11 protein-coding genes are annotated in these 11,188 nt (G+C 64.5%); 5 read left to right on the top strand and 6 right to left on the bottom strand.

The features are described 5' to 3' along the window. Positions 1–121: 121 nt before the first annotated feature. Positions 122–1,018: a LysR family transcriptional regulator gene (locus GJ695_RS13770; RefSeq protein WP_154365600.1), complete on the bottom strand. Its 897-nt coding sequence runs from the start codon at positions 1,016–1,018 to the stop codon at positions 122–124. 127 nt (positions 1,019–1,145) lie between these two features. Between GJ695_RS13770 and cfa the strand changes: the two genes are divergently transcribed. After that, a complete protein-coding gene (gene cfa, locus GJ695_RS13765) occupies positions 1,146–2,321 on the top strand; it encodes a cyclopropane fatty acyl phospholipid synthase (RefSeq protein ID WP_371866528.1) in 1,176 nt (391 codons plus the stop codon). A 73-nt stretch (positions 2,322–2,394) separates the two neighbouring features. Continuing rightward, positions 2,395–3,057: a uracil-DNA glycosylase gene (locus tag GJ695_RS13760; RefSeq protein WP_154365598.1), complete on the top strand. Its 663-nt coding sequence runs from the start codon at positions 2,395–2,397 to the stop codon at positions 3,055–3,057. Here GJ695_RS13760 and GJ695_RS13755 read toward each other — a convergent pair. From GJ695_RS13755 to GJ695_RS13735, 5 genes are all read right to left on the bottom strand, one after another. Beyond that, positions 3,033–4,148 (bottom strand): HupE/UreJ family protein, encoded by a 1,116-nt coding sequence (locus GJ695_RS13755; protein ID WP_154365596.1) that lies wholly within the window; start codon positions 4,146–4,148, stop codon positions 3,033–3,035. The genes GJ695_RS13760 and GJ695_RS13755 overlap by 25 nt on opposite strands. After that, positions 4,145–5,308, bottom strand: a complete 1,164-nt coding sequence (locus GJ695_RS13750) for a tetratricopeptide repeat protein (RefSeq protein WP_154365594.1) — start codon at positions 5,306–5,308, stop codon at positions 4,145–4,147. Before GJ695_RS13750 ends, GJ695_RS13755 begins: the two co-directional genes overlap by 4 nt. Before the next feature lie 126 nt (positions 5,309–5,434). Continuing rightward, positions 5,435–5,692, bottom strand: a complete 258-nt coding sequence (locus GJ695_RS13745) for a hypothetical protein (RefSeq protein WP_154365592.1) — start codon at positions 5,690–5,692, stop codon at positions 5,435–5,437. Next, complete coding sequence (locus tag GJ695_RS13740; RefSeq protein ID WP_154365590.1) at positions 5,689–7,218, bottom strand: DUF4331 domain-containing protein; 1,530 nt, start codon at positions 7,216–7,218, stop codon at positions 5,689–5,691. Before GJ695_RS13740 ends, GJ695_RS13745 begins: the two co-directional genes overlap by 4 nt. A 95-nt stretch (positions 7,219–7,313) precedes the next feature. Continuing rightward, positions 7,314–9,287 carry a TonB-dependent receptor gene (locus GJ695_RS13735; protein WP_371866527.1) on the bottom strand — a complete coding sequence of 658 codons (1,974 nt, stop codon included), beginning with the start codon at positions 9,285–9,287 and terminating at the stop codon, positions 7,314–7,316. Between the two features lie 174 nt (positions 9,288–9,461). Between GJ695_RS13735 and GJ695_RS13730 the strand changes: the two genes are divergently transcribed. From GJ695_RS13730 to GJ695_RS13720, 3 genes are read left to right on the top strand one after another with little or no spacing between them, the layout of a single operon-like run. Next, positions 9,462–10,049, top strand: coding sequence for a sigma-70 family RNA polymerase sigma factor (locus GJ695_RS13730; protein WP_166455180.1), 588 nt, complete (start codon positions 9,462–9,464; stop codon positions 10,047–10,049). Beyond that, positions 10,046–10,738 carry an anti-sigma factor gene (locus GJ695_RS13725; protein ID WP_154365584.1) on the top strand — a complete coding sequence of 231 codons (693 nt, stop codon included), beginning with the start codon at positions 10,046–10,048 and terminating at the stop codon, positions 10,736–10,738. The genes GJ695_RS13730 and GJ695_RS13725 overlap by 4 nt, the downstream gene beginning before the upstream one ends. Before the next feature lie 12 nt (positions 10,739–10,750). Further along, the gene (locus GJ695_RS13720) at positions 10,751–11,173 is read left to right on the top strand and encodes a PaaI family thioesterase (RefSeq protein ID WP_154365582.1); all 423 of its coding nucleotides are present in this window, start codon (positions 10,751–10,753) and stop codon (positions 11,171–11,173) included. Positions 11,174–11,188 lie beyond the last annotated feature (15 nt).

Raw genomic sequence — 11,188 nt, 5'->3', positions numbered from 1 at the left:
GTGCTGGCGGCCAGCCCGCTGCTGCGCGCCGCCGTGCCCGACGCGGCGGCCGAGCGCCTGCCGCGCCTGCACACGGCGCTGACCAACCTGCACGCCATCTACACCTCGATGCTCGACCAGGCTACAGCCAGTGCCCAGTACCGGTAAGCATGGTCTGGCATAGCTCGACCCAGGCGCGGGCCGCATGCGACAGGTAGCGGCCGTTCCAGATGTGCGCCAGCCGCCAATGGATGTCCGGTTCCACCACGCGCACCGCCGCCACCTCGACGCCGTTGAGCCGGTGGATGAACGGTTCGGGCAGCAGGGCCACGCCGACGCCGGCCGACGCCATCGACAGCAGCCAGTCCCACTGGCCGCTCTGCGCCGCGATCACCGGCTCCAGGCCATGCTGCTGAAATACCTGGCGCAGCGCGCGCGTCAACGCAAATTCGTCCTTCAGCAGCACCAGCGGCATCGCCGCCAGGTTGGACAGCTTGATGGTCGACGCGTTGCGCCGGAACGTATCGGGCTTGGCCACCGCCCAGATCGGGAACTTGGCCACCTCCTTCGATTGCAGGTCCAGCGACGGATCGACCGGCGACACGGTCATGCCGAGTTCCAGTTCGCCGGTCGCCACCAGCCGTTCGATGACCTGCCCGGTATCTTCCCGCAAGCTCAACTCGATGTCGGGATGGCGCTCGCGGAACGCCTTCAGCACCGGCGTGAACAGCAGGTTGATCATCGGCGGGATGCCGACCGTCAGGCGGCCGCGCTGCAAGGCGCGGGTGTCGGTCAGTTCGGTGCTCAACAGGCGCATGGAGTTGAGCATTTCCTGCCCGCGCTCGAACACGATGCGGCCGGCGTCGGTCAGGACCAGCTTGCGGCCTTGCCGTATCAGCAGCGCCTCGCCGACCTCGTCCTCCAGCTGCCGCACCATTTTGCTGATGGTGGACTGGGTGACGTGCATTGATTCGGCCGCCTGGGTAAAGCTGTTGAGCTGTACGGTGGTGATGAAATAACGTAGAGAGCGGATGTCCAAATTAGTCCCGTCGAGGTCGCTGATAGATCATGAATTTTCCGACTTGCAACTCGTATTGTAAGTCATGCAGTCCATGAAGACGGAATTTATACTGACACCATGACCTGCCTATCTTACTGGAGTTGAGATGAAAAATACGCTGACCATGAACCCGGTGGAGCGTCGCCACGCCAACAGCCGTCCGCCGGCGGCGTCGGGTGCGCAGCAGGCGGTGGCGGACCTGCTGGCCAGGGCCAATGTCGCCATCAACGGTGGCCGCGCATGGGACCTGCAAGTGGCGGACACCAGCGTGCTCGATTGCGTGATTTCCAATGGCAACCTTGGCCTGGGCGAAGCCTATATGGATGGACTGTGGGACGTCGAGCACCTGGACCAGTTCTTCCACCGCGTGCTGGCGGCGCACCTGGATCAGCAGGTGAAGCCGCTGGGCCTGGCCTTTCATGCCATGCGCGCGCGCATGCTGAACCTGCAGAACCTGAAGCGCGCCTGGACCGTCGGCGAGGCGCACTACGACCTGGGCAACGAATTCTACGCGGCGATGCTCGACCCGCGCATGACCTACACCTGCGGCTACTGGCGCGACGCCGGCAGCCTGGCCGAGGCGCAGGAGGCCAAGCTGGATCTGATTTGCCGCAAGCTGCGGCTGGAACCGGGGATGCGGGTACTGGACATCGGCTGCGGCTGGGGCAGTTTCATGGGCTACGCGGCCGAGCATTACGGCGTCGAGTGCGTGGGCGTCACCATCTCCAGGGAGCAGGCCGAGTGGGCCAAGGCGCGCTATGCCGGCCTGCCGCTGGAATTCCGCTTGCAGGATTACCGCGCCATCGACGAGCGCTTCGACCGCATCGCCAGCGTCGGCATGTTCGAGCACGTCGGCCGCAAGAACCACCGGAAATACATGGAGGTCGCGCACCGCTGCCTGGCGGACGACGGCCTGTTCCTGCTGCATACCATCGGCAAGAACCAGCGCAGCTCGACGCCCGACCCGTGGATCGACAAGTATATTTTCCCGAACGGCGACCTGCCATCGATCGGCCAGATCGGCGACGCCGCCGACGGCCTGTTCGTGGTCGAGGACCTGCATAACTTCGGCGCCGACTACGACAAGACGCTGATGGCCTGGCACGCCAACTTCGAAGCGGCCTGGCCGCGCTTCGCGTCGCAGCTGGGCGAACGCTTCCGCCGCATGTGGAAATACTACCTGCTGTCCTGCGCCGGCGCCTTCCGCGCCCGCGACATCCAGCTGTGGCAATGGGTACTGTCCAAGGAAGGCGTGGCCGACGGTTACGTCCGGCCGGAGTGAAGCGCTAAAACAGTTGACCTGCGACCGCGTTTTATCGGACTATGCGGGCTGTTGGCATCGTCCGGGAGCGCAGATGAGTGTACGTATCGAGGAGTCGTGGAAGCAGCGGTTGCAGCAGGAGTTTGAGCAGCCCTACTGGGAATCGCTGACGTCTTTTGTGCGTGCCGAGTATGCCGCGACGCAGTGCTGCCCGGCCGGCAAAAACATCTTCCGCGCTTTCGATCTGACGCCGTTCGATCAGGTGAAGGTGGTCATTCTCGGGCAGGACCCGTATCACACGCCGGGCGCCGCCATGGGCTTCTGCTTCTCGGTCCCGGAGGGAAATCGTCCGCAGCCCAGCTTGCAGAACATCTTCCAGGAGCTGCACAGCGACCTGGGCGTCGAGCGCCGCCAGACCGATCTGTCCGACTGGGCGGAACAGGGCGTATTCCTGCTCAACAGTGTATTGACCGTGCGTGCGCGAGCAGCCGGTTCGCACGCCAACCACGGCTGGGAGACCTTCACCGACAGCGCCATCCGCGCGCTGTCGGCGCAGCGCGAACACATCGTGTTCATCCTGTGGGGCAGCTACGCCATCGCCAAGCGTGCGCTGATCGACAGCCGCAAGCACTTGATCATCACGTCGCCGCACCCATCGCCCTTCTCCGCGCACAAGGGCTTCTTTGGCAGCAAGCCGTTTTCGCGCGCGAACGACTACCTCGTCGCCAACGGTCAAAGCCCGATCGACTGGGCCTGAACGTCAAACGCGCGTTCGACGAACCATACCAGCGCCACCAGCGCGATCACCACCGAGCCGCCGGTCAGCAGGCGGCGGTAAAACCACGTCCGGCGCAGCAGGAAGGCCAGCGGCAGGAATAGCGCGACGATGCACAGCTGGCCGATCTCCACGCCCAGGTTGAAGCCGAACAGGCTGGCCAGCAGCGCGCCTTTCGGCAGCCCGAGGTCGACCAGCACGCTGGCGAAACCGAAGCCGTGTATCAGGCCGAAGCCGAACGCCGCCCAGGGCCGCCGCCCGCGAAACAGCGGATAGACATTGTTCACCGCCGCCACGATCACCGAGGCCGCAATCGCCGATTCCACCAGCCGCGAAGGCAGCGATATCAACGACAGGCTGGCCAGGGTCAAGGTCAGCGAGTGTGCCAGCGTGAAGGCGGTTACCACTTTCAGCACGTCGATGAAGGCGCCGCGCAGATTGTCGGCCGGCGCGGCCAGCAGCACCGCCGGCAGCAGCAGCGACAGCAGGAACAGGATGTGATCGTAGCCGATCCAGATATGCCACACGCCGTCGCGCACATAGGCGCTGAACTGCTGCAGCTGGTCCGGCGCGGACAGTGACAGGCGCTGCTCCGCATGCGACGGGTCAAAGATGGCGGTGGTGGTGACGCCATCGTGCATCAGCCGCAGCAGGCCTTTGTGCTGCGGATCGAGATCGGCAAACAGGCGGTAGCCGATGGTGAGGGCCGTCAGCGGCGCGGGACAGCTGGCCTGGAAGCGCAGCACGCTATAGGCGCCATCGGTGTGATCGTCGATCAGCTGTTCGCCGACAGTGATGCGGCAGGCGCCGTTGTCGGCCTTCAGTTGCAGGCGTTCCAGCGCGTAGGCGGCGATTGCCGCGTGACGAGCGCGGATTTCGTCCCAGGTCAGCTTGCCGTCGCCATCCTGATCGAGGCCGATGGCGTAGTCCAGGTCGCGCAGGGCGATGTCCCACTGGCCCGTCACGCGTTCGCTTTGGACGTCGATCGACAGATAGCTGTCGCTGGGTTTGTGCGCGGCGGCTGGCGTCAGCACGCAGCACAGCAGCAGAGCAAAGAGCAGGCGTTTCATCATGTCCCCGTTGGCAGTTGACGCAGCAGCCGTGCCGCCGCCACGTCCTCGGTATGGTGCGTGGCGATCCAGTCGGTGACCGGCTTGGCGCTGTCGCGCGCCTGCACGGCGGCTTCGAGGTAAATGCGGATATCGGCCGGCTCTTTTTGCACATCCCAGTTTTTGCGCGCCAGTGCTAGCGCGGTGCGGGCGTCGTGACGCAGTTGCAGCTCAAAGCGCGCCTGCTCGCGTTGGTGGACCGTGTCGCCGCGCTGGCCGGCGGCGTCGAAGCGGGCTGCCAGTTCGCGGATATCGGCCTGCATGGCGCTGCGCTGGCCGGCCTGCTGCAATGCCAGCGCGCGGCGCAGCAGCAGCGCATCGATGCGGTCCAGGCCTTGCAGTAGTGTCAGGACATCGGCGGCGCGGCCTTGTTCCAGCAGCAGGTCGGCGTAAGCGGCTTGCAGGTAGCTGTCGCGCGGACTGAGGGCGAGCGCCTGGCGGAAGCGTTTCTCGGCGGTGGTGGCATCGCCGCGACGCTGTGCCATTTCGGCCAGCAGGGTCAGTGCCCACACTTGCAGTTCGCTGGGAGCATTGGGGCTGCGTTCGAGCGTCAGGCCCAGCAACTGTTCGCTGGTTGCCGCCTTGCCGTTCACCGTGCCGATGTTGGCGATGCAGGTGATGGCGACCAGTTCGATCGTCAGGCCGGATACGTGTGCGCAGCTGGCTGTGGCGGCGGTGTAGTCTCCCTGCACGGTTTGCACGGTGGCCTGCGTCAGCCATGCCTGCGTGTTGCGGGGATCGGCTGCGAGTACGGCCTTGAGGTCGGCCAGCGCTGGCGTGAACTGGTGGGTGCTTTGCAACAGCGTGGCGCGCAGCAGGCGGACCTCTATTGGTGGGGCGGGCTGTTGCCACCATGGCTCCAGTGCGGACTGCGCGTAGCCGAGGTAGCGTGGATCGGTTTCGTTGCGGGCCAGGGCGATATAGCGGCGCGCGACCATGGCGGCCAGCGCGATGTCGGTTGGGTTGGCGTTTAACTGGCTGCGCAGGCGGCGGACTTCCTGCTGTACTGGATCGCCGCGGCGAGGCACGGTTTCCACCACCTGGCTGCCGTTGGCCGGAATGTAGGGAGCTGAATGTGCCGCAGCGGTAACGCAGCACGCCAGCGCAAGTATCAGTTTATGCATGATGTTTTTTGTGGGTTTGACGTTGCTTGCCGCTGTAAAAGTTTGCTGCACCTGTGAAACCCGCACACCGCTGCGGCCAGGGTCTGACCCCGTACGGGGTCAGACCCTTTCGTCAGGGGTGCAGGGTTACTTCAATGCGACAGGCTCCGTATCTTCCGGCGTGGTCGCGGCGATGCTATCGATCGCCTGCGGCTCCGTCGTTGTCTCACCCCCGTCGCCGATGATCGCCAGCACGGCGGAGTAAAACTTGTCCACCATCGACACCGGCGGCGTCACCGGCGGCATGGTCGGCGTCGACGGCCCTTCGTCATGGCTGCTGCTGCCTCCGCACGCGCTCAGCACCAGCAGCGCGCTCAGGCCCAGCGTCAGGCTCAGTATTCTCATGGCGCCCTCCGTGCGGCTTGCACCACGGCGCCGGTCTGCGGCGAGCCTGGCAGCGGATTTTTCAGGTACGGGAAGGCGGCGGTGAAGAAGCTGTCGTCGAGATAAGCACCGTCAGTAAAGTGCAGAGCGCCGGCCGGTGCATCGGCCGGTGCGCAGCCCAGATTCAGCGTGCACAGCTTGCCCATCACCACGCGCAGCGCGATGTCGACCACATCATCGCCAGGACGGCGGCCGTTCGGGAAGCCGGCATTGTCGCCACCGATCACGCCCAGGCGGTTCTGGCTGCCCATGGCGACAGCGGCGGTGGTGGTATTCAGGCGCAGCATTTCAGATGCCGTCACCGTGGCCGGCTGGTTCAGCCCTTTGACGCCGGTCAGGAACGCCGCTACCAGATCGTTGCGCGGGAAGTTGATCGGCGCCTTGGCGCCGGCGCTGCCGTACAGGATTTCAATCAGCGCCGGCAGCGTTGGATTGGTCACGTAGGTGGCAAACTGCGCATCGCCCGACGGCTTGCTGGCGTTGAAGGTGTCCTTGTCCTTCAGGCCGATGACCACTTCGTTCACCAGCGGCATGCCGAGGCGCGAGACTTGCGTCCAGGCGCCGCCCTCTTTCGATGGCGTGCCGGTGTTCGGCGTTGGATTCAGCAGACGGCCCTGGCGCACGCTGGCCGTGGTCCAGCCGCCGATCACCGGATCGCTGCTGCCGGTGGCGGTCAGGCACGAAGCCGCCACTTCCATTTCGATGGCGGTGACGTTCTTGCCGGCCAGGTCATCCTTGGCTGCGCTTTCCGCGTTGGCGGCAAATTCGGTGGCTGGCGCCTTGATGTTCACCAGGTCGAAAGTCTCGCCCAGGTTGACCACGAACGGATCTTTGCGCTGGCCGACAAACACGCGCGCCGGCGTGCTGCAACCGGGGATGTTGACGTTGTAGACGTGCGCCGCCGCATAAGCCGCGTAGTTGGGAATCGACTTGTTGCCGATGTTGTCGAGCGGCTTGTCGAAGGTGGTGCTGCCATCGGCCGCATTGGTGACATTGGAGCGGGTGCCGGTGCGGCGGTCGCCACGCACCACGCTGATGGTGTAGGTCTCGCGCACATTGGCGCCGGCCGCGTTGGGCGCGGCAATCGGGCCGCCGTTGATCACCAGCGGAATCGACACCTGCTTGCCGCCGACGGTCAGCTTGGTGTCCTTGTTGGTGTTATTGAAGCGGAACTGGAAGGTCAGGTCTTCCTTGGCGTCGCCGTTGTTGTCGATGTGGATTTCGTACAGCGCGTTCGGGTCCATCTCGAAGTAGTTCGGGCCGGCGCCGGGATCCTGCAACGGCACGTAGTCGGCAATCAGGGTGATGAAGTTGGCGCGGCCGGTTTCATAGCTGCGGAACATGTAGAAGTCGGTGCCGTCGACCTTGGGGCTTTGCGTAATGAATGGCGCTTCGCGGTGGCTGGACGCCATTGCCGCCGGCAGACAGGCGCCGGCCAGTGTGCCTGCAACCGCCAGCCGCACGGCTTGATTGATGATAGTTTGCATCTCGCTTCCTCCGAATGAGTAGACCTTCTGTGGGTACTGCAGGCTGATATACGCGGCGCACCGCGCGTCAGATTCAGATTTAATAAGATTAATTTTCAGAAACTGTGGCTGAGCGTCAGCCGCAGCGTGCGCGGCTCGACCGGATGGAAGTGCACGTCGTTGACGCCCTCGGCGGGTTCCCCCGCCAGACGCGAGGTGTAGTAGTAGTCGATGTCGCTGGCCTGGCGGTTGAACAAGTTGAAACCGTCCAGGGTCAGTTTGGTGCGGCGGCTGAGTTGATAGCCGATGCGGCCATAGGCCAGCGTGGTGGCGGCCGAGCGCACGCTGTTGTCTTCGACGAGCGGACGCTGGCCGAAGTAGCGCAACTCAAAGCCGCCGAACCAGCGGCCGATATCCTTGACCGTCATGCCGAACGAGGCCACCTTGTCGAGCGCTTCCGGCACGTAGTTGCCCACCGGGTCGCTCTGGCGATAGCGCGCGTGCGACACCGCCAGGTCCAGATCGAACAGCAGCCACGGCGTCGCGATGTAGTGGTTGCTCCATTCGACGCCGGTGCGGCGGCTGGCGCGGCTCGCTTCGGTCTGGCCGCTGTCGCCGGCATAGACCAGTTCCGAATCGATGTCCAGCGCCCACAGCGACAGCGAACTTTGCAGGCCCGGCAGCCACTCGCTGCGCACGCCCAGTTCGGCGCCGCGCGTGCCCACCAGCGGTTGCGCGGGATCGGGACCGGTGACGCCGCGCGCATCGTTGCTGTGGAAGCCGGCGCCGTAGTTGATGAAGTATTCGGTCTTCGCCCACGGTCCGAAGATCAGCGACAGCTTGGGCGAGAACTTGTGCGCGTTGGCGTTGTCGTCGTTGACCTTGAAACGGTAGGCGTCATAGCGCAGGCCGGCGATGCTGCGGAAGGACGGCGTCCAGTAGCTGGTGTTTTCCGCATACAGTCCCACGCTGGCCTCGTCGACGCGGTCCTCGCGCACGGTGGCCAGCCGCTGGCGCGCCACGGTGGCGTACAGGCCAATCGGCGCGATGTGGTCGTAGCGCGTCTGCACGCCCAGCTGGTTGCGCATGTCGATGCCGCCGATGTTGTTCAGCCACGCGTGGCTGGCGCTGGCGCCGCCCATGGTGCGGCGCTCGCTTTGCTGGAACTGGTCGCTGTTGACGGGATCGTTGAGCAGGTAGGTGAAGTTGCTGTACAGGTCCAGGCTGGAATGCACCAGGTAGGCCGAGGCCTGCGTGACCTGGTCGCTGCCGCGGCGGTGCATATTCCAGGCCAGGCTGGTGCGCGAGGTGTCGCCGCCGTCGCTGGGATCGAGGCTGCCGAAGCGGCCGATCAAGCCCTCCTGCACGGCGCGCAGCGGCACCTGGTCGGTGGCGTTCCAGCGGTTGCGGTAGGCCATGGCGGTGATGCTGTAGCCGTCCTGCGCATCGCCGTGGTTGTAGCGCAGCGTGCCGCTGTACTTGCGCACCTGCTCCGGCGTTTGCCACGGACCGTTGTTGCGGCTGATTTCCAGCCCGTACAGCAGCGTGCCGCCGGCGGCGGCAAAGGAGTCGGCCAGCACGCCGCGCTGGTAGCCGTAGCCGCCCACGGTGAGATTGGCGATGCCCTGTTTGAGCTGGTCGCTCAGGCCGATGTGGGCGGCGCCGGCGGACGAGAAGTCGCCTTCGTCGGCGAAGTAGCTGCCTTTCTTGTAGTCGATGCGCTGCACCAGTTCCGGGATCAGGAAGTTGAGGTCGGAATAGCCTTGCCCGTGCGCGTTGCTGCGCATGTTGACCGGCACGCCGTCGACCCAGGTGGCGAAGTCGGTGCCGTGATCGAGATTGAAGCCGCGCAGGAAGTACTGGTTGGCCTTGCCGTCGCCGCTATGCTGCGTGACGATCATGCCCGGCACGAATTCCAGCAGCTCGCCGGTGCGCAGCGCGGGACGGTTGGCGATCAGGTTGGCGGTCACCGTGCCCTGGCTGGCGGCGTCGGAGGTGCCGACCGCATTGTCGTAATGGCCCAACACCGTCACGCTGGCCAGCGCGCCGTTGGTGTCCTCGGCGGCCAGCGCCGCGCCGTGCCACATCATTGCCAACACCGCAGCCATCCTGCATCTGATCGTCATCCCGTCCCCTCGCGCGCATTGTTGAATGCTTCATGTTGTAAGGCTTGTACGCTGGAGGGCTTCAACTGGATTCACGATTTTGTTTCGTGCAGCGTTGAGAATATGGTAATTTTCGTCATCCTCCGATTAAGGCACGCCGTGTCCGACGCCCATACCCTCGATCCTCAACAGCTGCGCACGTGGCTGAATGGCGCCGCCCAGCGCGACGCCGCGGCTTTCCGCTCGTTATATGACGCTACTTCAGCGAAACTGTTTGGCTTCGCGCTGCGTATATTGGTTAAGCGCGAGCTTGCGGAAGAAGTGCTGCAAGAGAGTTTCGTCGCGATCTGGCACAACGCCGGCAGCTATCAAAGCCACCTGGCCGCACCGATGACGTGGATGACCACCATCGTGCGCAACAAGGCTTTCGATTTGCTACGCCGCAGCGATGTCGCCGCCGAAATCGATGGAGACCCGTTTGATGAAGCAATCATGAATGCACTGCACGACCCCTCCGCCACGCCGATCGAGGCGCTGGAACTGAGCCGCGACGCCAAGGCGCTGGCATATTGCATGTCGGCGCTGGAAGGCTTGCACCGGCAGGTGGTGGGGTTGGCGTTCTTTCACGATTTGTCGCATAGCGAGGTGGCGCAGCAGATGGCGCTGCCGATCGGGACCGTCAAGACCTGGATACGCCGCAGCCTGGAAAAGCTGAAGACGTGTCTGGCCAAGGGAGACCGTCCATGAACATCCGCGACAACGCACCACTGCGCGAAAAGCTGGCCGCGGAATATGTGCTCGGCACGCTCAAGGGCGGCGCGCGCCGCCGCTTCGAAGGTTATCTGCACAACGACGCCGCGCTGCGCCGCCTGACGGCCGAGTGGCAGGACCGGCTGGCGCCGATGGCCGAGTTTTCCGCCGCCGAAAAGCCGCGCAAGCAGGTATGGCTGGGCATCGAACGCCGCCTGAATCTGCGGCCGGAGCGGGCCGGCTGGCTGGAGTCGCTGAACTTCTGGCGCTGGCTGGGCGTCGCCTCGACCGCGATGGCGGCCTTGCTGGTGATCGTCATCGGCACGCGCCTGCTCGACCAGCCGCAGCTCGATTACGTCGCCACGCTGACCGACGAGAAAGCGCAGACCGCGCTGGTGCTGACCGGCGATACCCATCACAAGGCGCTGACGGTGCGCCTGGTCGGCAACGCGCCGGTGGCCAGCGACAAGACGCTGCAGCTGTGGGCCGTGCCGAAGCAAGGCAATCCACGTTCGCTGGGCCTGCTGGCTGACAAGGGCGAGGTCAGGCTGGCGCTGGGCAGCAATGCCGTCGGCGACGACGTCGCGCTGCTGGCCGTGTCGCTGGAGCCAAAAGGCGGCTCGCCCGATCCGAATGGTCCAACTGGCCCTATACTCTACAAAGGCGCGTGGGTACGCGTAATGTAAAGAGGGAGCTCTATGGATGCTGCAAAATTTACCACCGAATACTTTAACCAGTTCGGCAAAGGCACGCTGCCGGACCACCTGGGCATCGTCATCACTTCCGTCAAGGAAGGCGAGATTGTGGCGGAGTTTGACGTCAGCGGTTATCATCTCGCGCCGAACGGTTTTCTGCATGCGGGCAGCGTGGTCACGCTGGCCGATACCGCCTGCGGTTACGCGTGCTTTTCGCATCTGCCGGAAGGCGCGCAGAACTTCACCACCATCGAGTTGAAATCGAATCACCTCGGCACCGCGCGCGAGGGCACGGTGGTGGCGACCGCCACGGCAGTGCATCTGGGCCGCACCACGCAGGTGTGGGACGCGACCGTGACCAACAAAGATACTGGCAAAACAATAGCGTTGTTCAGATGCACGCAAATGATCTTATACCCCAAATAATCTGATAAATTGCAG

Source organism: Duganella alba, assembly GCF_009674495.1.
Taxonomy (GTDB): Bacteria; Pseudomonadota; Gammaproteobacteria; order Burkholderiales; family Burkholderiaceae_D; genus Rugamonas; species Rugamonas alba.
Note: the sequence above shows the minus strand (reverse complement) of the source record. Positions and strands in the feature narration are given on the sequence as shown.